This window comes from Microbacterium esteraromaticum, from assembly GCF_900163815.1.
Taxonomy (GTDB): Bacteria; Actinomycetota; Actinomycetes; order Actinomycetales; family Microbacteriaceae; genus Microbacterium; species Microbacterium esteraromaticum_B.
The window spans coordinates 163210-184520 of record NZ_FUKO01000019.1 but is presented as its reverse complement, the minus strand read 5'-3'; the positions used below and the strand labels follow the sequence as shown (position 1 = coordinate 184520).

18 protein-coding genes and 1 tRNA gene are annotated in these 21311 nt (G+C 67.7%); 4 read left to right on the top strand and 15 right to left on the bottom strand.

Annotated features, from left to right (window positions below; all coding sequences use genetic code 11):
• Positions 1-59: 59 nt before the first annotated feature.
• Positions 60-1373 carry a D-arabinono-1,4-lactone oxidase gene (locus FM104_RS06295; RefSeq protein WP_087130596.1) on the bottom strand — a complete coding sequence of 438 codons (1314 nt, stop codon included), beginning with the start codon at positions 1371-1373 and terminating at the stop codon, positions 60-62.
• Positions 1370-2611, bottom strand: a complete 1242-nt coding sequence (locus FM104_RS06290; RefSeq protein WP_087130595.1) for an alanine racemase — start codon at positions 2609-2611, stop codon at positions 1370-1372. The genes FM104_RS06295 and FM104_RS06290 overlap by 4 nt, the downstream gene beginning before the upstream one ends.
• Before the next feature lie 88 nt (positions 2612-2699).
• On the opposite strand from FM104_RS06290, the gene FM104_RS06285 reads away from it, so the two are divergent.
• Positions 2700-2772, top strand: a tRNA-Leu gene (locus tag FM104_RS06285).
• Positions 2773-2840: 68 nt separating this feature from the next.
• Here the strand turns inward: FM104_RS06285 and FM104_RS06280 are convergent.
• From FM104_RS06280 to FM104_RS06240, 9 genes are all read right to left on the bottom strand, one after another.
• Entirely contained in the window at positions 2841-4406 is a 1566-nt protein-coding gene (locus FM104_RS06280) for an NAD(P)/FAD-dependent oxidoreductase (RefSeq protein ID WP_087130594.1), read from the bottom strand.
• Positions 4407-4426: 20 nt separating this feature from the next.
• The gene (locus tag FM104_RS06275) at positions 4427-5812 is read right to left on the bottom strand and encodes a S8 family serine peptidase (protein ID WP_256971542.1); all 1386 of its coding nucleotides are present in this window, start codon (positions 5810-5812) and stop codon (positions 4427-4429) included.
• Positions 5809-6342: a DUF501 domain-containing protein gene (locus FM104_RS06270; RefSeq protein WP_087130593.1), complete on the bottom strand. Its 534-nt coding sequence runs from the start codon at positions 6340-6342 to the stop codon at positions 5809-5811. The genes FM104_RS06275 and FM104_RS06270 overlap by 4 nt, the downstream gene beginning before the upstream one ends.
• A gap of 55 nt (positions 6343-6397) precedes the next feature.
• Positions 6398-6919, bottom strand: coding sequence for an FtsB family cell division protein (locus FM104_RS06265; RefSeq protein ID WP_087130592.1), 522 nt, complete (start codon positions 6917-6919; stop codon positions 6398-6400).
• A gap of 39 nt (positions 6920-6958) precedes the next feature.
• Positions 6959-8239, bottom strand: a complete 1281-nt coding sequence (eno, locus tag FM104_RS06260; protein ID WP_087130591.1) for a phosphopyruvate hydratase — start codon at positions 8237-8239, stop codon at positions 6959-6961.
• A gap of 212 nt (positions 8240-8451) precedes the next feature.
• Entirely contained in the window at positions 8452-9114 is a 663-nt protein-coding gene (locus FM104_RS06255) for an O-methyltransferase (protein WP_087130590.1), read from the bottom strand.
• A gap of 31 nt (positions 9115-9145) precedes the next feature.
• A complete protein-coding gene (locus tag FM104_RS06250) occupies positions 9146-10081 on the bottom strand; it encodes a CPBP family intramembrane glutamic endopeptidase (protein WP_087130589.1) in 936 nt (311 codons plus the stop codon).
• Complete coding sequence (locus FM104_RS06245; RefSeq protein WP_087130588.1) at positions 10081-11136, bottom strand: DUF1648 domain-containing protein; 1056 nt, start codon at positions 11134-11136, stop codon at positions 10081-10083. The genes FM104_RS06250 and FM104_RS06245 overlap by 1 nt, the downstream gene beginning before the upstream one ends.
• Positions 11129-11482: a GntR family transcriptional regulator gene (locus tag FM104_RS06240; RefSeq protein WP_087130587.1), complete on the bottom strand. Its 354-nt coding sequence runs from the start codon at positions 11480-11482 to the stop codon at positions 11129-11131. The genes FM104_RS06245 and FM104_RS06240 overlap by 8 nt, the downstream gene beginning before the upstream one ends.
• A gap of 150 nt (positions 11483-11632) precedes the next feature.
• Here FM104_RS06240 and FM104_RS06235 point away from each other — a divergent pair, with 150 nt between their 5' ends.
• Positions 11633-12868: an APC family permease gene (locus tag FM104_RS06235; protein ID WP_087130586.1), complete on the top strand. Its 1236-nt coding sequence runs from the start codon at positions 11633-11635 to the stop codon at positions 12866-12868.
• A 150-nt stretch (positions 12869-13018) separates the two neighbouring features.
• On the opposite strand, the gene FM104_RS06230 is transcribed toward FM104_RS06235, so the two are convergent.
• From FM104_RS06230 to FM104_RS06220, 3 genes are all read right to left on the bottom strand, one after another.
• The gene (locus FM104_RS06230; protein WP_218778562.1) at positions 13019-14284 is read right to left on the bottom strand and encodes a histidine--tRNA ligase; all 1266 of its coding nucleotides are present in this window, start codon (positions 14282-14284) and stop codon (positions 13019-13021) included.
• A 150-nt stretch (positions 14285-14434) separates the two neighbouring features.
• Positions 14435-15064: a MazG family protein gene (locus FM104_RS06225; RefSeq protein WP_087130584.1), complete on the bottom strand. Its 630-nt coding sequence runs from the start codon at positions 15062-15064 to the stop codon at positions 14435-14437.
• Between the two features lie 9 nt (positions 15065-15073).
• On the bottom strand, positions 15074-16240 hold the full coding sequence (locus tag FM104_RS06220) for a Na+/H+ antiporter NhaA (protein WP_087130583.1): 1167 nt from the start codon (positions 16238-16240) through the stop codon (positions 15074-15076).
• 142 nt (positions 16241-16382) lie between these two features.
• On the opposite strand from FM104_RS06220, the gene FM104_RS06215 reads away from it, so the two are divergent.
• Positions 16383-19070: a phosphoenolpyruvate carboxylase gene (locus FM104_RS06215; RefSeq protein WP_087130582.1), complete on the top strand. Its 2688-nt coding sequence runs from the start codon at positions 16383-16385 to the stop codon at positions 19068-19070.
• 179 nt (positions 19071-19249) lie between these two features.
• The gene (gdhA, locus tag FM104_RS06210; RefSeq protein ID WP_256971573.1) at positions 19250-20566 is read left to right on the top strand and encodes an NADP-specific glutamate dehydrogenase; all 1317 of its coding nucleotides are present in this window, start codon (positions 19250-19252) and stop codon (positions 20564-20566) included.
• A gap of 146 nt (positions 20567-20712) precedes the next feature.
• Here gdhA and FM104_RS06205 read toward each other — a convergent pair whose 3' ends face one another.
• Positions 20713-21309 (bottom strand): gamma carbonic anhydrase family protein, encoded by a 597-nt coding sequence (locus FM104_RS06205; RefSeq protein WP_087130580.1) that lies wholly within the window; start codon positions 21307-21309, stop codon positions 20713-20715.
• Between the last annotated feature and the right edge of the window lie 2 nt (positions 21310-21311).

Sequence of the window (21311 nt, the reverse complement as noted above, 5' to 3'; positions counted from 1 at the left end):
GAACCGAAGTACATCCTATGCCGGGCTCTCTGCGCATCGCCTGCACGACAACCCCAGATTCACGCCCCCAGGACGCGCTCCAGATAGCGATTGCCGAACATCCGATCCGGGTCCAGACGGTCGCGCAGCGCGACGAAGTCGTCAAAACGCGGATAGCGATCGCGCAGCTGATCGGCACCCAGCGTATGCAGCTTGCCCCAGTGCGGACGACCGCCATGGTCGAGCATGATCTTCTCGACGGCCTCGAAGTACTCGCGCGGGTCGACTCGCCAGTAGCGGTGCACCGCGATGTAGGCGGTGCGGCGACCCGACGCGGTCGACAGCCAGAGGTCGTCTGCCGCGGTGAAACGCACCTCAACAGGAAATTCGATGCGCCAGCGCCGCGTGGTGATGAGTTGCTGCAGCTCGCGAAAAGCGGATACGAGGTTCTCGGCCGGGATGGCGTACTCCATCTCGCGGAAGCGCACTGTTCGTCGCTGTGTCAGCACCGCGTGCGAGCGGTCGGTGTACTCGCGGTCTCCGGTGAGTCGAACAGCGAGCCTGTTGAATGGCGGCGTGATCGCCGGGATCGCCTGCGATGCCGCGCACACGACACGATAGACGCCGTTGGCGAGCAGCGTCTCGTCGATCCACTTGCCGACCGGCGGCAGCGGTTTCCGCGGCGCGGACTCGGGCAGACGGGTCTGCCGCTTGGTGAGAGCCACGTCGGTGTGCGGAAACCAGTAGAACTCGAAGTGATCGGATGCTGCCGCCCGCCCCTGCGCGTCGGCGAGCACCTCGTCCAACGGCACGGGTTCATCGACCGCATGCAGGATGAACGCGGGCACGCACTGCACCGTCACCTCGACGACGATGCCGAGAGCACCGAGGCCGATGACAGCGCCCGGCAGCAGTTCGGCGTTGTGCGTCTCGTCGATGCGCAGGAACTCGCCCGACGCAGTGACCATCGTGAGTCCGCACACCTGGGCGGCAATGCCACCGAAGCCGGTGCCGGTGCCGTGCGTACCCGTGGAGATGGCCCCGGAGATCGACTGCCGGTCGATATCGCCGAGGTTCTCCATCGCGAGGCCGTAGGGGCGCAGCAGTGCCGGAATGCGGTGCAGCCTCGTGCCCGCCAGAAATGTGACCCGACCGGTCGCGGCATCCGCGGTGACGAGTCCCTGCAGGTCATCGAGTTCGAGCAGAACGCCGGGCGCGACTGCGATGCCGGTGAAGCTGTGCCCAGCACCCACGGCCTTCACGGGGAGCCCCTGCGAGGACGCCGCGAGAACGGCACGCTGCACGCCCTCCGGAGATCGTGGCCGCTCGACGCGAACCGGGCGCACCGACGCTGATCTTCCCCAGTTCTGCCATGTTCCACCCGGTCGTGTCATAGGAACGACTTCCCTTCACCGCGGTACGTCGGCAACTCGCCGACCACAACGCCGTCGGCGACGAGGTGATAGCTGTCGATCCGTTCGGCGGGCTCGCCGCTCTTGGCATGACGGAACCAGACCCGATCGCCGATCTGCAGGTCTCGTGCGGCGTCGCCCCGCAGTGGCGTCTGCACCTCGCCGGCCGCTTCGCGCGGCATCGTCTGCAGACGCGGGGGCCAGACAGGCACCGGCTGGCGGGAGGCCACGGCGGGGCCGGATGCGATCCAGCCACCGCCCAGCACCGTAGCGATGTCCGGGGTGGGCTTGCGCACCACATCGAAGGCGAAGGCGGTGGCCGGCGCTGGCGAGAATGCACGGTACCCATCGAACAGATGCCCCGCAAGAAGCCCGCTGCCGGCGGTCGCCTCGGTGAGTGATTCGTCACTGCCGGTGAATTCGAGGGAGCCCGTGCCGCCGCCGTTGAGGAACTCCAGCGGAGCGATGTTCAACATGGCATCCGCGATCTCTGCCCGGCGTCGACGCAGCTCATCGCGTGACCGGGCCTGTACGACCCGGATCACCGGCGCGTCCGCGCCAGCAGCGTCTCCCTGCCCGGCGATCTGCGCCTCGTACATCTGCAGCCCGACCAGGAGGAAGCCAGCGCGGCGGACAACCTTTCTCGCAAACCCGGCGACATCGGCGGCCGAGTAGAGCGACGAGCGACGTACGCCGATGTGTCCCAGCACCGGTGATCGCAGCGACGCGTCCACATCGATCGCGACACGCACCTCGGGTCGGGATCCGGGCGCCGCGACCGAGTCGATGAAGTCGAGGTGAGCGAGGTCATCGACCATCAGCGTGATGCGCGAGGCGAGCTTCTCGTCTGCCAGCAGCGTGGCAAGTCCCGCGCGATCTACGGTGGGATAGCCGAGCACGATGTCGTCATGATCCTCTGCCAGCCAGAGAGCCTCGGCGAGGGTGAAGGCCAAGATGCCCCGATAGCCGGGAATCGCGAGCACAGCATCCAACACCCCGCGTACGCGCACCGATTTCGTCGCGACGCGAATCGGGATGCCGCCAGAGCGCACCAGCAGATCCATCGCGTTGTGCCGCAATGCGCCCTGCTCGATCACTGCCACGGGTGCCGGCAGATGCGCGGTCGCTTCCGTGAGCGAACGCCAGTATCGCCCCGGGTCGCGCGCGGAGGCGTCGTGTTGCACGGTCGTCGGACTCAATTCAGCAGTGAGGTCGAGCACTCCCCCACCTTACGACGGTACGGACTTGGAGTCATCCCGCGTGAGACGCAGTCGCACCGCAGATGCCGCCGCTAGGCTGACTGTGCACGCCCTCATAGCCCAATGGCAGAGGCAGGCGACTTAAAATCGCTTCAGTCTGGGTTCGAGTCCCAGTGGGGGCACCCACTTCCGAATACGGAGAGGGCCCGTTCGAGATCGCTCTCGAACGGGCCCTTCCGATGGTCAACGGCTATGCCTGCGACTTGGCCTTCTCGGCAGCCGGCTTCTTCGCGGCCGGAGCCTTCTTCGCTGGGGTCTTCTTTGCGGGCGCGGTCGGAGCCTTGTCCGCCGTTGCGGACTCGGACTTCGCGCCCGAAGCCTTCTTCGCAGGTGCCGTCTTCGCGGGTGCTGCCTTCGCGTCGGACTCTGGCTTCGCGTCGGACTCTGCCTTGGCAGGTGCGGCGGGCGCCGCGGCCGCTGGACGCGGACGGGCAGCGAACTCCTCGAACACGTAGCGCGGGTTCTGCACCGTCTCCAGGTTCACGATGTCGCGGCCCAGCCACAGGTTGTTCCACCAGCCCCAGAGCACGCGCCACTTGCGCTCCCACGTCGGCATCGCCAGACCGTGGTAGCCGCGGTGAGCGACCCAGGCGACGAAGCCCTTCAGCGCGATATTGCCGGACTGGAAGACACCATCGTAGAGTCCGAGGCCCGCGACGGCGCCGAGGTTCTTGTGGAAGTAGTCCTTCGTGCCCTCGCCACGCAGCACGGCGACGAGGTTCTTCGCGAGCAGCTTGGCCTGGCGCACGGCGTGCTGAGCATTCGGCACGCAGTAGCCGCCGACACCGCCGCCGGTCAGGTCGGGAACAGCCGAGACGTCGCCTGCGGCCCAGGCGCCCTCGACGGGAGCCTCAGCGGTGCCCACGCGCAGATCGGCGCGGGTCTGGATGCGACCGCGCTCTTCGACCGGCAGGTCACCGCCGCGCACGACGGTCGGGTTGGCCATGACGCCCGCAGTCCACACGATCAGGTCGGTCGGGAAGACCTCGCCGGTGGAGACCTCGACGTTTCCGTCGAGCGCGCCGGTGACCTGCGTGTCGAGGTGGACGTAGGCGCCGCGCTTCGCGAGGTCTTTGAGCACCCATTCGCTGGTCTTCAGCGACACCTCGGGCATGATGCGCCCCATCGCCTCGATCAGGTGGAAATGCGTGTCTTCGAAAGACAGCTGCGGGTATTTGGAGATCATCGCTGACGCCATCGATCGCAGTTCGGCGAACACCTCGATGCCGGCGAAGCCACCGCCGACGACGACGACGGTCAGCAGGCGGTCGCGCTCAGGACCGGCCGGGAGGGCGGCTGCCTTGTCGAAGTTCGACAGCAGCTTGTCGCGGACCGCGACGGCCTCTTCGATGGTCTTCAGGCCGATCGCGTTGTCGGCGATGCCAGGGATCGGGAAGGTGCGCGACACGGCACCGGCGGTGACGACGATCTGGTCGTATGCAAACTCATACGGCTCGCCCACGGGCGGAGCGATCGTCGCGACCTTGTTGGCGTGATCGATGCCGGTGATCTTCGCGGTGACGACGTTCGTGCGCTTGAGGTGGCGGCGGTGCGCGACCACGGCATGGCGCGCCTCGATCGAACCGGCAGCCACCTCCGGCAAGAACGGCTGGTAGGTCATGTACGGCAGCGGATCCACCATCGTCACATCAGCTTCACCCTTGCGAAGGTGCTTCTCGAGCTTCCATGCGGTGTAGAAACCTGCGTAGCCTCCACCGACAATCAGAATGCGGGGTGCAGTGCTGTTCTGAGGCACAGGGGGACAACTCCTCGTCGTCAGGGGGTGGGAGTGCGTCGACCGCGCTCCATTCGGATGCGCCGGGCAGCTGCAGTGACGCCAAGCGCTACCAGGATACCAGGCACTGTGAGTGCCAGGAGCGGCAGGGTACCGTACCGCAGCGATTCGGCGGTCGGAAGCAGGGGCGAACCGGCCTCGGTCGGCGGCTCGGCCGGGGGCAGCGGCGGCACGGCGTCCGGTGAGGCGGTCGGCTGCGGCTCGGCCTCCTCCGGAGCATCCGCTCTGCGGTACACCCGCGCCCACTCCTTCAGATCCCCCATCGGGTTGGCGTCGACCTTCGGGACGGATGCGGTCACTGCCGCGTTCACGTCGAGCAGCCCGTATCCGTACAGCGGATCCGGCGTCTCACCCATCTCGGGAACCGGCACGGCGGTCTTGATCAGCCGGTTGATGACATTCGCAGCATCCAGGTCGGGATGCGCTGCGCGCACCAGCGCGGCTGCGCCGGCGACGATCGGAGCCGCACCGCTCGTGCCGTCCCAGCCGACGATCTGCCCGTCGGCGGCGATGCCGACCAGCGACTCGCTGGGAGCCATGATGCCGATCGTGATGCCCTGCGTCGACGCGCCGCGGCTGGCCATCCCGGTCTGATCCACGCCGCCGACGGTGAGCACGCCGGGGATCGTGGCGGGCGCGCCGATGATCGAGGTTCCGCTGTCGCGGTTTCCGGCAGCGACGATCACGACGACATCATGCTCGAAGGCGTACAGGAAGGCTTTGTCCCAACTGGGGTCCCAGTCAAGGGTGTTCGTCGTGAACGAGAGGTTGATCACATCGGCGCCGTTGTCGACGGCCCACTTCATGCCCTCCGCGACCTGCTCGCTGAACGGCACGGTCGACGACGTACCCGGAAAACCGAGCGAGATCGACAGCAGGTTGGCCCGCGGCGCGACCCCGATCATCCCGGTGCCGTCGGGCTTGCCGGGCGCCGCGGCGACCGAGGCGACGAGCGTGCCGTGCCCGCGGTTGATGACCCCCACCGGCGTCCGGCCGTCCGCCGTACCCACCCCGGACATGTCCTTGCCGTCCTTGACCGCGTTTCCGAACACCCCGCCGGCCTCGCCGATCCCGGTGTCGAGCACTGCGATCGTCACGCCCTTGCCGCGCGTGACGCGCCAGGCGTCGCGGATCTTCGCGCCGTCGAGCCAGTACTCCTTGGCGCGAACCGGGTCGCTCGGGTCGTCAGGGATCGGCAGCGGAGTCGGCTCAGGTGTCTCGGCCTCGGTCGCTGCATTCGACTGGGGGACGGTGTCAGCGAACGCTGTCGCCGGGGTCACAGCCACGGCAGGTGCGGCACCGAGGATCGCGGACGCCGCCATCGCCGTGAGCACGGCAATGCCCGACAGCATCCGCAATCTCGTCATTCCGCCGTGCTCCCACGGGCCGCCCCCGGATCGGTGCACGCGCACCGCTCGGGCGACCAGCTGGAGCGCGCCAGCGCGGCGTCGCCGATCGGGTTCACGCCAGGGCCCGCCGCCAGGGCATGCCCGGCCAGAGCGTGCAGGCACTTCACGCGTGTGGGCATTCCGCCGGCCGAGATGCCGTCGATCTCCGGCACGTCGCCGAACTGCGCGCGGTCGGCGAGATAGGCCGCGTGCGCGCGCTGGTAGGCGGCGGCGACGTCGGCATCCTCTTCAAGCAGGTGTGCGAGTTCGGGCATCACCTGGGTGGCCTCGAGCGTCGACATGGCCGCTGTCGCGGCAGGATGCGTGAGGTAGTAGAACGTGGGGAACGGCGTGCCGTCGTCCAGTCGGGGCGCCGTGGCGACCACGGTCGGGTTGCCGCAGACGCACCGAGCGGCGATGCCGACAACCCCCCGAGCGGTGCGCCCCAGTTGACGCGAGACGACATCGATCTCGGCTGCGGTCGGCGTCTCGTAGGGCGGGGTCGTCACCTCACCAGCGTACGGGAGTCGACCTGTGGGATGACTCAGCGCGATGCGGGTCGTCTCACTTCGCAGGTGCTTCGACGGCGCTCTTCGCGAGGCCGGCGGACGTGATGCTGCGCAGCAGCTGCGGCATCCAATCAGCGGGACGCTCTTCGATCTGGTCGCTGACCTCCTGCTGCTCCGGAGGAAGGTCAGCGGGATCGAGGTCGAAATCGATCAGGTAGGGCACGTCACCTGGTTTGACGTAGTACAGACGTTCGCGCGCCTGAGTGGTGACGTACACCGGATCATCCCACCGGGTTCGCTCCCGCTCGAGGTCGGCGATCTGCTCTTTGGTGAGCTGCACCGACTGCTCGAGAGCGGCGATCCTCTGACGCTGCTCGAGGTACGTGCCGATCGACGGCACCAGCACCCAGGTGCCCAGCACGACGAGGGACAGCATGATCGCGGCGAATCCGGACAGTCGGATGCCGCTGGCCCATTCCCGCACATCGACAGCGCGTGCAGAGCGGCCATCGCGCTTGCGCGGCACCTGTGTGACGGGCTGCGGGGACGACGAAGGGGGAGCCGGTCTTCTCGCCATGCTCCCCCTCCTTCGTATCTCTCAGTTCAGAGCTTCCGATCAGCCCTGGAAGCGCGGGAACGCCGAAGCACCGGCGAACACCGCTGCATCGCCCAGGTCTTCTTCGATGCGCAGAAGCTGATTGTACTTCGCGACGCGCTCGCTGCGAGCAGGCGCACCCGTCTTGATCTGACCGGCGTTGGTGGCAACGGCGAGGTCGGCGATCGTGGTGTCTTCGGTCTCACCCGAGCGGTGCGAGAGCATGGCCGTGTAGCCGGAGCGCTGGGCGAGGCTTACTGCGTCGAAGGTCTCGGTGAGCGTGCCGATCTGGTTGACCTTGACCAGCAGCGAGTTCGCGATGCCGAGATCGATGCCCTTGGCCAGGCGCTCGGGGTTCGTGACGAACAGGTCGTCGCCGACGAGCTGCACCTTGCTGCCGAGAGCGTCGGTGAGCAGCTTCCAGTTGTCCCAGTCGTCTTCGTCGAGTGCGTCTTCGATCGTCACGATCGGGAAGTCGTTCACGAGGCCGACGTAGTACTCGATCAGCTCGGGGCCAGACCAGTCCTTGTTGTCGAGACGGTAGACGCCGTCCTTGAAGAACTCGGTCGCCGCGACGTCCAGGCCCAGGGCGATGTCCTTGCCCGGGGTGAAGCCGGCTTTCTCGATCGCCTTGATGAGGAAGTCGAGGCCCTCACGGTTGCTGGGCAGGTCAGGGGCGAAGCCGCCCTCGTCGCCGAGCCCGGTCGCGTAGCCGGCGGCCTTGAGCTCGCTGCGCAGCACGTGGTAGGTCTCGACGCCCCATCGCAGCGACTCGGAGTAGGTCTCGGCGCCGATCGGGGCGAGGAAGAACTCCTGCATGTCGATGCCGTTGTCGGCGTGCTCGCCGCCGTTGATGACGTTGAACAGCGGAACGGGCAGCAGGTGAGCGTTCGGGCCGCCCAGGTAGCGGTACAGCGGCAGGTCGGCCGAGTCAGCCGCGGCCTTGGCGACGGCGAGGCTGACGCCGAGGATGGCGTTCGCGCCGACGCGCTTCTTGTTGTCGGTGCCGTCGACCTCGTTCAGGATCTCGTCGACGATGCGCTGCTCACTCGCCTCGACACCCTCGATGGCAGGTCCCAGTTCGTCGAGCACGGCCTCGACGGCCTTCAGGACGCCCTTGCCGCCGTAGCGGCTCTTGTCGCCATCGCGCAGTTCGTATGCCTCGAAGGCGCCGGTGGATGCACCAGACGGAACGGCGGCGCGCTGCACGATGCCGTCATCGAGCAGGACCTCCACTTCGACGGTCGGGTTTCCACGCGAGTCGAGAATCTCGCGTGCGCCTACTGCCTCGATAAGTGCCACAGGTGTGCTCCTTTGTCGGAGGGGAAAGGGTTCGTGGAGCGACGTCGATCCGCGGCTCAGTCTAGCGCGGCTGCATTTCGGCCCGCCGATCCGCGTCGTTCCCCCGCGCACGGATGCAGGGAGTTAGTACGGATGGAGGGAGACACGCCGTTGGAATCACCCTGCAAGCGTGTTTTCTCCCTGCATCCGTGCGGAGGTCCGGCGCTCGCGGGTCAGACGACGACCGCGAGGGCGAAGCCGTCCCATCCCTTGGCGCCGACCGTCTGCAGCGCGGTCGCATCGAAGCGCGGGTCTTCTCCCAGCATCCGCAGCGCCTCGCGAGTGCCGACGACCATCGGATCGGAGCTGCTCGCGTCGACGATGTCTCCGCTGCGGCCGACGTTGTCGACGACCACGATGGTGCCCGGATGCCCGAGTCTCGCCGCCCAATCAAGGTAGATCGTGTTGGATTCCTTATCGGCGTCGATGAAGACGAGGTCGAACCCGCCGACCAGCGTCGGCAGCACATCGGCCGCGCGCCCGACGCGGATCTCGACGCGATCACCCACGCCGGCGGCATCGATGCTGGTGCGCGCTACCGCCGCATTATCGGCATCCGCCTCGACGGTGATGACCCGCCCGGTCTCGCCGACCGCTTGAGCCATCCAGATCGTGGAGTAGCCGCCGAGAGTGCCGATCTCGAGCACGCGGCGCGCGCCGCTGATGCGCACCAGCAGATTCAGCAGCTTGCCTGCAACCGGGGCGACCTCGATCTCCGGCAGCCCGGCCGCGCGCTGCGCCGCGAGCGCCGCTTCGAGAGCCGCGTCATGCCCGACGAGCGTCTCTGCGAGATAGTCGTCGGTGGCGCGCCAGTTCTGCGGGGTGGATTCGGCCATGCCCTCAGCCAACCCCGCCGGTTGCGACCGGTCAAGCCCTCCCCCGGTCCGGTCGGGCTGCGGCCAACTGAGGCTGTCGCCGGAACTGCCCCGCCAGCAGCAGCACCCCGATCACTGCCGTGCCAGCGATCCACCCGGATGCTCCCAGACCAGAGGCGAGCGCTGGTTCGAATGTGGTGCCGGCTGCGATGAAGATCACTGGCAGACCCATAGCCGCGTTCATCGCACCATGGGCGAAGACCGCCGGCCACAGTGACGCGCTGCGCAGGCGCAGCCACCCGAGCAGGACGCCCCAGACGATGCATCCCGCGGTCATCAGGAGCACCCCGAAGACGTCGGTGCGTCCGAAGTTGTAGCCGAGCAGGATGACCGGCGTGTGCCACAGCCCCCACAGTGCGCCACTGATGAGCAGCGCCGGCCAGGTGCCCCAGCGCCGCAGCGCGGGCACCAGGAATCCGCGCCACCCCAGCTCTTCACCGAAGGCGGCGACCGCGTTGATCGTGGCGGCGGCGAAGGGGATGGCTATCAGCTGCGCCGCGGCGAGAAGCCACACCGGCGGAATCGGGGTCGACGTATCGGGCGTCTGAGCTCTGAGCAGCTCCTGGAAGCCGGACAGCCCGACGAAGTCGGCAGTCAACCATCCGAAGCCAACAGCCACCAGCAGCGCCAGCACGATGATGACGACCGGCCCGAAGAGACCGAGCACGCTCATCCAGACGACGCGCTTCGCAGGGCGCAGCGGCCAGATGCCGAGAAACCTCAGCCGCTGCCCCTTCGGGATCGGACGCAGCACGAGCAGCACGATGACCACAGCCACCGCGGGCGCGTACATCATCACCGGTAGCAGCACACCCGCGATCGGCTCAGCGAGGCCGTCACCCAGCCAGAGCGGCAGCGCGACCAGCCACGCCAGCCCGTATGCCAGCACGAGGAAAGAAATCGTCACGAGCGGTCGGATGCGAGTCATTATTGTTCCTCCGTGTCAGCTTCTCGTCGTGGTCGTACCTGGGCCCGCTGGCGCAGGCTCTCGAGCACGGATGCCGCCTCGACGGCGTCGTCTACCGTGACCACGAACACCTTGCCCCTGCTGTCTGTCACCTGCAGCGCCTCACCGGCGCGCAGCACGACACCGCGACGCCCGTCGGGGCTGATCCGCCACCCCCATCCGCCGAACTCGGCCATCGGGGCGATCTGGACGACCTCGATCTTCTCGATGCGGTCGAGCGGGATGCCGGTGTTCGGCCACCCGAGGAGCGAGCGCACCCGGAGACCGGCGGCGTTCGCGCGAACCCGGAAGACAAGCATGGTGGCGATCAGCACGAGCAGCAGCACGGTCGTACCCAGCAGGATCCAGCCTCCGCCCGCATCCTGCGCGAAGACCACCACGGAAAGCACGAGCATCAGCAGCGTCGCGCCGACCAGGACGACAACCGCGCCTCTCGCCATCTTCGCGGTGCCGAACCAGGCGGCACGCTCCACGCGATTGAACGTGATGCTCGCGACCGACGCTTCGGCAACGCCGACGCGCTCCGGCGAGCGAGGTTGCAGGAACCAACCGAGCGCCGTGCCCGTAATGAGCAGGGCGAACCCGGTCGGCATCCACCATCCGATGTCGGGCGCCTGCGCCGCGTCGGCGAGACCGCGCTGCAGACCGGTGGTGACGAGCTCGAGGTACGAGATGAACAGGGCGAGCCCGAGGCTCATCCCGCCCAAGAACCGGGAGGTCGGTCCCCATGCCTGAACCGGCTGCTTCGTGCTGCTCTGCGGCATCCGGTACCCGAGGGCCCCGATCAGCGCCAGGAGGGTGACGGTGCCCCCGCCGACGCCCAGCGGCAGTGCGATCGTTGCCCATTTCGGCCCGAAGCCGTCGACGCCTGATGAGCCCCAGTGCGTGGCGATGGGGTCAGGCAGTTCGGGCAGCCAGGCTGCGATCACGGCGACGGTGACGAGCAGAATTGCGGCGGGGATGAACACTCCCACCCAGAAGAATGCTGTGCGGGATCGCCGAACGTCATCAGTCATAGTTCGTCTCCTTCACGATGGAGGCCAGTGTGGTCTGCGAGATGCCGAGCGCGGCCGCACGGTGCACAAGGTCGGCGACGTCGCCCGCGAGTTCCGCGAGAGGCGCGGCGGATGCTGACACTAATGCGCCACGCCCGCGGCGCAGGTCGATCAGGCCCTCGTCGCGGAGCTCCTGATAGGCGCGCAGCACCGTGTGCACGTTCACGTCGACGCCCCCCGCCACCTCACGGGCCGCTGGCAGGCGGTCGCCGGGGCGCAGACGCCCGGCGAGGACCTCGCCACGCACCGACGCCGCGATCTGCTCGAACAGCGGCCTCGGGCTTTCTGGATCGATACGAATCAGCATGAGCACCTCCGTTCGTTTACTCTATGCCAACTAGAACAATCAGGTAAAGAGGCTTCACAGAGGCGCCCTGCCCCTCGGAGCGGATGCTGCACCCACCGGCACTGACGAGCCGGCCACCCGCCGTTCACCCTCAAGTGCGACGATGGATGAATGCCCCTGGCCCGCCGCCTGACCTTGGCCGACGCTGTCGCGATCGGACTCGGCTCCATGATCGGCGCGGGCGTGTTCGCCGTATGGGCCCCAGCGCTCGACGTCGCAGGGTCCGGGTTTCTGATCGCACTGGGTATCGCCGCAGTCGTGGCGTTCTGCAATGCCACATCATCGGCCCAGCTGGCAGCCGTGCACCCCGTCGCCGGCGGCACTTACTCCTACGCGCGCGCTGAGATCGGCCCCTGGTCGGGTTTCATCGCCGGCTGGTGCTTCGTGATCGGCAAGATCGCCAGCTGTGCCGCCATGGCGATGACCTTCGCGGCGTACGCCGCCCCCGAGCAGTGGCGCACGCCCGTCGCCGTGCTGGCGGTGGCAGCTCTCGTCGCCATCAACTGCTTCGGCGTGACGCGCACAGCCCAGGTCACTCGTCTGCTCGTGATGATCTCTCTGCTCGGACTCGCGATCGTGATGGTGGCCGGCTTCTCGGCAGCATCCGCGGCCTCTCCGGCTCCGCTTCCGGACGCGACCGCGTACGGCGTGCTGCAGGGGGCCGGGCTGCTGTTCTTCGCGTTCGCCGGGTACGCCCGCATCGCCACGATGGGCGAGGAGGTCATCGCTCCGGCGCGCAACATCCCGCGTGCGATCGTGATCGCGCTCTCGGGGGCGGTGGTCGTATACGTCCTCGTCGCACTCGCCGTCACCCTCACCCTCGGTGCGGGCGCGGCCACCAGCGCACACCCCCTAGCAGACGTGGTCTCCGTCGCGGGATGGACCGGGTTCGAGCCGATCGTGCGGATCGCGGCTGCCGCGGCATCCCTCGGAGCACTGCTCGCCCTGCTCACCGGGATTGGCCGCACGACCCTGGCGATGGCGCGGGAGAGCGATGTGCCGCGCTTCCTGTCGGCCGTCGACTCGCGCTGGCAGGTTCCCCGACGGGCCGAGATCCTGGTCGGCCTGATCGTGATCGGCGTGGTGCTGATCGCCGATCTACGGGGTGCGATCGGATTCTCGTCCTTCGGCGTGCTGCTGTACTACCTGATCGCGAATGCCGCCGCTTACCGGCAGCACGGGTCAGCGCGGCGTTATCCCCGTGCGCTGCAGGTCATCGGCGCGCTGGGGTGCCTCATCCTGGTGAACACGCTGCCCGTGATCGCGTCGGCCGTCGGGCTGATCGTCGTGCTCGTCGGCGTCGGCTACCGGATGCTGCGCCTGCGGGTAACCACGCGGCGCGGCTGACATCGCGCGGCGCGGCTGGCAGCATCCGCTCCCGCCGTGGTTCCGGAATCAGGAGATCTGCTGAGATCAGGACGATTTCTCAGGAAATCGCCTGATCTCGGCGAATCGCCTGATCTCGGCGGATGCTGCGCACCCTCCACGCTGCGGAATTCAGCCCAGCGGCTTGATCTGCAGCTCGCCGACGGCGTCGCCGGCGCGCACAGCAGCGAACGCCGTGTATCCGTCTGCCGCCGAGCGCTCCAGGAGCGCCTTGAGATTCTTCGGGCGACGCTCCAGGCGCACGCGTGCGGCATCGCCCGATCGCAGCAGCGCGGTCTTGTGCGCCAGCAGTTCCGTCGTCGGCACATCGGCATCGTGCACGAGCACGACCGCCTGGGCGGCCTCGACCTCGACAGCTGTCACCAGGTCCACGATGCGCTCGAAGCCGATCGAGAAGCCGACCGCCGCCACCTCTTGACCGAGGAAGCGTCCGATCATGCCGTCGTAACGGCCACCGCCGCCGAGGGAATAGTCCACCGAGGGGTGTGCGAGTTCGAAGATCGTGCCGGTGTAATACCCCATGCCGCGCACGAGGAAGGGGTCGTAGACCAGGGGCGGTTCGCCCGCATCAGGCCTCGCCGCAGCGACCGCGTCTCCCAGCCCGACGAGGTGGGCGATCAGTTCCTCGGGTGCGCCCTCCGGCAGCGCCTTGCGGATCTGGCGCTCACCGTACGGATTGTACTCACGGGTCTGCGGGCGCTTCAAGAACGCGTCGAATGCATCAACCGCACCGGGTGTGACGCCGCGCCCGCGCAGTTCGGCCGCGACGCCATCCGGCCCGACCTTGTCGAGTTTGTCGATGGTGATGAGCACGCCAGGACGCTCATCGGCCGTGAACCCGAACGAGTCGAGCATCCACTCCAGTGCGCGGCGATCGTTGATGCGCACGGAGCCGCCCTCGAGCCCGAGCGCGTCGATCGTGTCGAGTGAGGCGGTGATCAGCTCGGCCTCAGCACGCGCGGTGTCATCCCCGATGATGTCGATGTCGCACTGCACGAACTGGCGATACCGGCCCTTCTGCGGGCGCTCGGCGCGCCAGACCGGACCGATCTGGATCGCACGGAACACCGTCGGCAGCTGGCCGCGATTGGTCGCGTAGAAGCGCGCGAGCGGAACAGTGAGGTCGTAGCGCAGCCCGAGATCGCTGAGAGCCGCAGGATCGTCGGCAGCAGCGCGGATGCCATCGGCATCCAATCCGCGGCGCAGGATGTTGTACGAGAGCTTCTCGTTGTCGCCCCCGATCCCCGCATGCAGCCGGGCGTGCTCCTCGACGACGGGCGTCTCGATCTCGTCGAATCCGTGTGCGCGATAGCGTTCGCGGATGACGGCGAGGACGCGCTCGCGACGAGCCTTGTCAGCGGGGAGAAAATCGCGCATTCCGCGCGGCGGGTTCACAGATGCCACCCGTCTATCTTTCCAGAGGATCTCCGGCGGCGCGCCGACGTGCGGTTACGCTGCGCCGACGTTGGATCACTAACGCTGCTGAAGCGTTGATTTCCGAGACGCTAGTGATCCAATGCCCCGGACTCAGGCGGAGGTTTCGGCGGCGCGGACGTCAGCTTCCAGCGTCCGCAGGCGCTCGCGCAGTGCGCGCTCGGCATCCCAGCCCTGTGAGCGTGCGTGAGCAACCAGACCGAGCAGCGCATCACCGAGATCGGCTTCGGATGCGGGGCCGTCGACGTGCTCGGGGATGGAGATGACCTTCGCTGCGCGCCCGAGCACCTTCTGCGCTTTCGCCAGCTCGGGCATGCCGACGGGGATGCCGTCGAGCGCACTGCGTCGCTCGCGCTTCTCGGCGGCTTTGGCTGCGTTCCAGTGCACGAGCACTTCTTCCGGCGTCGCCGCGACCGCATCACCGAAGACATGCGGATGCCGACGAACCATCTTCTCGTTCAGCCCGCGCGCCACGTCGTCGACGTCGAACGGATCATCCGGGTCCTGCGCGGCGACAGCCGAGTGGAAGAGCACCTGCCACAGCAGGTCGCCCAGCTCTTCGCGCAGCTCGGCACGGTCACCGGACTCGACGGCGTCGATCACCTCATGCGACTCTTCGATGAGATAAGGCACCAGATCGCGGTGAGTGATCTGCTGCGACCACACGCAGCGCTCGCGCACCTGCCTCATCGTGTCGGCGGCGTCGCGCAGCGGATCACTCATCGGGGCCTCCTACTCGGCAGCCGCTGCCAGACGACGGTACGACCGCGCTCGCATCGAGACGACGACCGCCGACACCAGCAGCGAGATCAGCGAGCCGCCCAGCACGCCGAGGATCGCCTCGTCGCGCACGGCACCGGCTCCAGCGAAGGCGAGGTTCGCCAGCAGCAGCGACACCGTGAATCCGATACCACCCAGCGCTCCAGCTGCGAGCAGATCAGGCAGCCCAAGAGCCGGGGCAGTCCCGCGCGGGCGCAGCTGCATCGCCAGCCAGCCGAATGCGCCGATGCCGATGATCTTGCCGACAGGCAGGGCGATGAGGATCGCCCAGAACGCCGGCGACAGCTCGGTCGGCGAGACCTGCGGAATCACCACGAACGCGGCAGCGAACGCGAAGACCGGGAGGATCAGACCGTTGACAGTGGGTTCCAGACCGTGCCTGAGCCGCTCTGCCGGCGCGGGCGACATCACCAGCCCGAGCAGCACACCGGCGATGGTGGCGTGGATTCCCGAGCCCGCCATCAGCCCCCATGCGATGACGCCGATCACGCCCATCAGGACGGCGATCGCTGCCGACCCGGTCTTGCGCAGCCAGACACTGAGCACGCCGAAGAGCGCGACAGCGACGACCGCGAAAGCGAACATCAGCCAATCCACGTCGTGCGCGAACAGCACGGCGATGAAGATGATGCCGATGATGTCGTCGAGAATCGCCAGCGCGAGCAGGAACACCCGCACGCCCGATGGCAGTCCCCGGCCGAACATCGCCAGCACACCCAGGGCGAAGGCGATATCCGTCGCGGTCGGGATGGGCCAGCCCGTGGCCGTATCGCCACCGCCCGCGATCAGCAGGTAGACCGCGATCGGAACGATCACGCCGCCAGCGGCCGCGATCGCCGGCTGCATCGCCTTGTGCGGCGAATCGAGTTCACCATGGGTGAGCTCGTGCCGCAGTTCGATCGCCACGATCAGGAAGAAGATCGCCAGCAGACCGTCGGAGATCCAATGCGCAATCGACATATCCAGCGTGGTGCCGGGAATCGAGATATGCGCATCGAGGATCGCCGCGATCCCATCGTGCGTGGGCAGGTTCGCCAGCAGCAGCCCGAGGGCCGCGGCGACGAGAAGCAGGGCGGCGGGAAACTGCTGGCCGCGGAGAGGGTTAGCCGAGATGCGCATCCCCTCCATTGTAGATCGTCGCTGTCTCGCTGACAGCGTGCCGACAAAACACCGAGCCGATGAACACCGAGCCGAAGCAGCAGCATCCGCCATCGGCGTCATCGTGCACGGAGCCACTCGCCCCCGGCGATACGCTCGAAGGATGACCCCCGAGCCCACGAATACTGAAGCCATCCGTGTCATCACCCGCTTCGAGGCATCGAATGGCATTCCCGATCAGATGCGCGCCGATGTGCGCATGCTCGGCGCTCTCCTCGGCCAGGTGCTGCGCGAATCCGGGACTGCGGGCCTGTACGAAGACGTCGAGCGTCTGCGCCTCGCCACGATCCAAGCGGCGGATGCCGACAACGACGAGGCGTTCGAACGCGCGGCATCCATCGCCGACTCGTTCACGATCGAACGCGCCGACGAGGTCGCGCGCGCATTCACCTGCTACTTCCACCTCGTCAACCTCGCCGAAGAGCACCAGCGCGTGCGGATCCTCCGCGAACGAGCCGGGCAGCCCGACCGTCCGACGAGTTCAGGCGCCCCCGCGCACGCCCCCGACACGGTCGCGACGGCCTTCGCGCGGCTGAGTGAGGAGATCGGCGAAGAAGCTGCCCGAGAGCGGCTCGCCGCTCTGCGATTCCACCCGGTCTTCACCGCACATCCGACCGAGGCGCGTCGCCGCGCTGTATCCGGCAGCATCCGCCGATTGGCCGAGCTGCTCACACAGAACGACGCGGCAAGTCCCGAAGGCGCCGAGCAGCACCGTGCACACCGCCGGATGCTGGAAGAGATCGACACCCTGTGGCGCACCGCGCCGCTGCGCGCGCAGAAGCCCTCTCCCACCGATGAGGTCCGCACTGTCATGGGCGTCTTCGACGAGACGCTGTTCACCACTGTGCCGCACGTGTACCGGCGCATCGATGACGAACTGCGCGGCGAGGACTCCGGATCCGGTGCCCCCGTCGTTCCGGCCTTCGTGCGCGTCGGCTCGTGGGTCGGCGGCGACCGCGACGGCAACCCCTTCGTCACAGCATCCGTCACCCGCGAGGCCGCGAAGATCGCCTCCGAGCATGTGCTCCTCGGGCTGGAGCGCGCTGTCGAGCGCATCGGCCGCACGCTCACCCTCGACGACGCCGACACCCCGGCCAGCACCGAGGTCACCGCGATCTGGCAGTCGTTCGCCGACCGGCACCCCGAACTCGCCGCTGACATCGCCAAGCGCTCGCCGAGCGAACCGCACCGCCGGGTGATGCTCGCCCTCGTGCACCGCATCCACGCGACGCGCGTCGAGGAAGATGGCGGCTACGCCGTGCCCGACGAGCTTCTCGCCGACTTGCACGCCGTGCAGGACTCCCTGGTCGCGGCGGGAGCGCGCCGACACGGCTACGGCGGCGTGCAGCACCTCATCTGGCAGGTCGAGACCTACGGCTTCCACCTCACCGAGCTCGAGGTTCGCCAGCACGCTCAGGTGCACGCGAAGGCTCTCGCCGAGCTGGACGCCGGTGGAGAGCTCAGCGAGCAGACCGAGGAGGTGCTCGACGTCTTCCGCGCGGTCGCCGAGATTCAGCAGCGCTACGGCCTGCGGGCAGCTGGCCGCTATGTCGTCTCGTTCACGCAGTCGGCGGCCGACCTCGCCGCGGTGCACAAACTCGCCGACTACGCGCTCGGCGCTGATGCCCCAGTGCTCGATGTCGTACCGCTGTTCGAGACGTTCGCCGACCTGCAGGCAGCGCCCGGCATTCTCGCCGAGGTCGTGCAGTTCCCGGAGTTCCGCGCACGGCTGGCGGCCACGGACAACCGTCTCGAGGTGATGCTCGGCTACTCGGACTCCTCGAAGGACGTCGGTCCGGTGGCGGCGAACCTCGCCCTCTACGAGGCGCAGCGCGACATCGCCCAGTGGGCGGTGGATGCCGGCATCCAGCTCACGCTCTTTCATGGCCGCGGCGGCGCACTCGGCCGTGGCGGCGGACCGGCGAACTCGGCGATCCTCGCCCAGCCGCCGCACTCCGTCGACGGCCGGTTCAAGCTCACCGAGCAGGGTGAGGTCATCTTCGCGCGCTACGGCGAGCCGGCGATCGCCATGCGGCACATCGACCAGGTCGCTGCGGCCACGCTGCTGGCATCCTCCCCCACCATCGAGAAGCGCAACAGCGGCGCTGCCGAGCGCTTCGCATCCGTCGCGAAGGTGATGGATGTGGCATCCCGCGACCGGTTCTTCTCGCTCGTGGGCGCCGACGGATTCGCACCCTGGTTCGCAACCGTGACGCCGATGGAGGAGATCGGCCTGCTCGCGCTCGGGTCTCGGCCCGCACGCCGCGGACTGTCTGTGGAATCGCTCGAAGATCTGCGGGCGATCCCGTGGGTGTTCGCGTGGACGCAGGCGCGCATCAACCTCGCCGGCTGGTTCGGTCTCGGATCGGCGCTGGAAGCCGTCGGCGACGAGCAGGCGCTTCTCGCGGCCTACCGTGAATGGCCGGTGCTGCGCACGATGATCGACAACGTCGCCATGAGTCTGGCGAAGACCGACGAGCGCATCGCCCGTCAGTACCTCGCTCTGGGCGATCGCGACGACCTCGCCCAGATCGTGCTGGACGAGCTGCGTCTGACCCGTGAGTGGGTGATCCGGCTCACCGGAGGCGACGGTCTTCTGGTGAACAAGCCGATCCTGCAGCGCGCTGTACAGCTGCGCACACCGTACGTCGATGCTCTCTCGCTGCTGCAGCTGCGCGCCCTTCGTGCACTGCGCTCCGCCCCGGCCCAGCCCGACGCAGATCCCGATCTGCAGCGTCTGCTGCTGCTCTCCGTCAGCGGAGTCGCGGCGGGTCTGCAGAACACCGGGTGACCCACCCGTGAAGCCTCGCCGTGAGAATTGTTCGGAATCGCACGCTAAAGTGAGACCCCGAGCCTGATCCGGCGAAGCATCTCGCGACACGATCGCACAATCATGCCCTCTTTCAGAAAGCTTCCCGCGTGACCGATACCACTGCCGATTTCCACCCGCTCAGCGTTGCCGCACAGCCTGTGTTCGATGCGGTTCGCACGCTCAACCCGGATGAGCCGGAGTTTCACCAGGCAGTCCATGAGGTGCTGCATTCAATCGGGCCGGTGCTTGAGCGCCGTCCGGAGTACATCGAGAACGGTGTGCTCGAACAACTCGTCGAGCCCGAGCGTCAGATCATCTTCCGCGTACCGTGGATGGATGATTCCGGCAAGCTGCAGGTCAACCGCGGCTACCGGGTGCAGTACAACTCGGCACTCGGCCCGTACAAGGGCGGGCTGCGCTTTCACCCCACGGTGAACATCTCGATCATGAAGTTCCTCGGCTTCGAGCAGATCTTCAAGAACGCCCTCACCGGCCAGGGCATCGGCGGCGGCAAGGGCGGATCGAACTTCGACCCCCACGGCAAGAGCGAGGCCGAGGTCATGCGCTTCTGCCAGTCGTTCATGAGCGAGCTCTACCGCCACATCGGCGAGAGCACAGATGTGCCCGCCGGTGACATCGGCGTCGGCGGTCGCGAGATCGGTTACATGTTCGGCATGTACCGCAAGATCACGAACCGGCACGAATCCGGCATCCTCACCGGCAAGGGCATCGGCTGGGGCGGTGCCCAGGTGCGCACCGAGGCGACCGGCTACGGTGCGGTCTTCTTCGCTCAGGAGATGCTGGCGGTGCACGGCGAGAACCTCGAGGGCAAGCGCGTCGCGGTCTCCGGTTCGGGCAACGTGGCGATCTACGCGATCGAGAAGGCGACGCAACTGGGAGCGCGTGCTGTGACGGCATCCGACTCCTCGGGTTACATCGTCGACGACGCGGGAATCGACCTGAGCCTGCTGCGCCAGATCAAGGAAGTCGAGCGCGGCCGCATCGTCGAATATGCGAACCGTCGTCCCGGCGCCCGCTTCATCGAAGGCGGCAACGTCTGGGAGACCCCCGTCGACATCGCGATCCCGTCGGCGACCCAGAACGAACTCAACGAGGACTCCGCGCGCATGCTGATCGCGAACGGTGTGCGCGTCGTCGCCGAGGGCGCCAACATGCCGTCGACCCCGGAGGCCGTCGGCGCTTTCCAGGATTCCGAGGTGCTGTTCGCCCCGGGCAAGGCCGCGAACGCGGGAGGTGTCGCCACCTCTGCGCTGGAGATGAGCCAGAACGCCTCGCGCCAGCGCTGGAACTTCTCGAACAGCGAGCAGAAGCTGCGCGACATCATGGCTGATATCCACGATGCATCCTTCCGCGCTGCCGAGCGCTACGGCACTCCGGGCGACTACGTGGCAGGGGCCAACATCGCCGGCTTCGAGCGCGTGGCCGACGCGATGCTCGCCCAGGGCGTCATCTGACACATCGCCCCTGACCCTCCGCCCCCTGATCCTCCGCTCACCCCGTCGAGCCCCGTCTATATGGCGCAAAGTCTCGGTATTCCGATCGAATTCCGAGACTTTGTGCCATATAGACGGGTAACGGGCGGGCGGGGATGCCAGGCGAGTCAGAGCTCGCGGTCGTCGGCGTGGCGCGCCAGCGAGCGACCATAGCGCTCGGTGAGCTGCACCATGAGATCAGGCGTGTCGCGGTCGACTCCGAACACATAGCCGGGAAAGTCGAGCTCCGGCTGCGCGGCGGCGATCTCCTCGTGCTGGTCCGGGGAGAGCAGCTGCACGGGATCGCCCACCGCCACCCAGCCGATCGGCACGACCGTCCCCTCCGGTAGCACTGCACGGCGATGCACGATCGCATGCACCCGAACCTCACATCGATCACCGACGTGCGCGCCGTTGAACACCCGCGCACCGGAGGCGAAGAAGACCTCGGCGCCGATGGTCGCACCCGCGATGCTCGCGAGTGTGCCGATGAGCGTATGCGGGCCGATGTGCACAGCATCCGCCGCCGTCGCCCGGATCAGCGCGTTCTCCATCACGATCACGTGCTCGCCGAGCCGGATCGGCCCGCCTTCGGCCGTGATGATGGCGCCGTGCAGCACCTGGCAATCCGGCCCGATCTCCACATCGCCGGAAATCACCGCTGTCGGCGCCACGACGGCCGTGTCATGGATGCGGGGCCGAGACCCGAGGTGCTCGTAGATCATGC

What these genes read in the sequence shown, in the direction of transcription:
- FM104_RS06295 (WP_087130596.1), bottom strand. Translation starts at nt 1,373, where the DNA reads ATGACACGACCGGGTGGAACATGGCAGAACTGGGGAAGATCAGCGTCG.
- FM104_RS06275 (WP_256971542.1), bottom strand. Translation starts at nt 5,812, where the DNA reads ATGACGAGATTGCGGATGCTGTCGGGCATTGCCGTGCTCACGGCGATG.
- FM104_RS06265 (WP_087130592.1), bottom strand. Translation starts at nt 6,919, where the DNA reads ATGGCGAGAAGACCGGCTCCCCCTTCGTCGTCCCCGCAGCCCGTCACA.
- FM104_RS06255 (WP_087130590.1), bottom strand. Translation starts at nt 9,114, where the DNA reads ATGGCCGAATCCACCCCGCAGAACTGGCGCGCCACCGACGACTATCTC.
- FM104_RS06250 (WP_087130589.1), bottom strand. Translation starts at nt 10,081, where the DNA reads ATGACTCGCATCCGACCGCTCGTGACGATTTCTTTCCTCGTGCTGGCA.
- FM104_RS06245 (WP_087130588.1), bottom strand. Translation starts at nt 11,136, where the DNA reads ATGACTGATGACGTTCGGCGATCCCGCACAGCATTCTTCTGGGTGGGA.
- FM104_RS06240 (WP_087130587.1), bottom strand. Translation starts at nt 11,482, where the DNA reads ATGCTGATTCGTATCGATCCAGAAAGCCCGAGGCCGCTGTTCGAGCAG.
- FM104_RS06235 (WP_087130586.1), top strand. Translation starts at nt 11,633, where the DNA reads ATGCCCCTGGCCCGCCGCCTGACCTTGGCCGACGCTGTCGCGATCGGA.
- FM104_RS06230 (WP_218778562.1), bottom strand. Translation starts at nt 14,284, where the DNA reads ATGCGCGATTTTCTCCCCGCTGACAAGGCTCGTCGCGAGCGCGTCCTC.
- FM104_RS06225 (WP_087130584.1), bottom strand. Translation starts at nt 15,064, where the DNA reads ATGAGTGATCCGCTGCGCGACGCCGCCGACACGATGAGGCAGGTGCGC.
- FM104_RS06220 (WP_087130583.1), bottom strand. Translation starts at nt 16,240, where the DNA reads ATGCGCATCTCGGCTAACCCTCTCCGCGGCCAGCAGTTTCCCGCCGCC.
- FM104_RS06215 (WP_087130582.1), top strand. Translation starts at nt 16,383, where the DNA reads ATGACCCCCGAGCCCACGAATACTGAAGCCATCCGTGTCATCACCCGC.
- FM104_RS06205 (WP_087130580.1), bottom strand. Translation starts at nt 21,309, where the DNA reads ATGATCTACGAGCACCTCGGGTCTCGGCCCCGCATCCATGACACGGCC.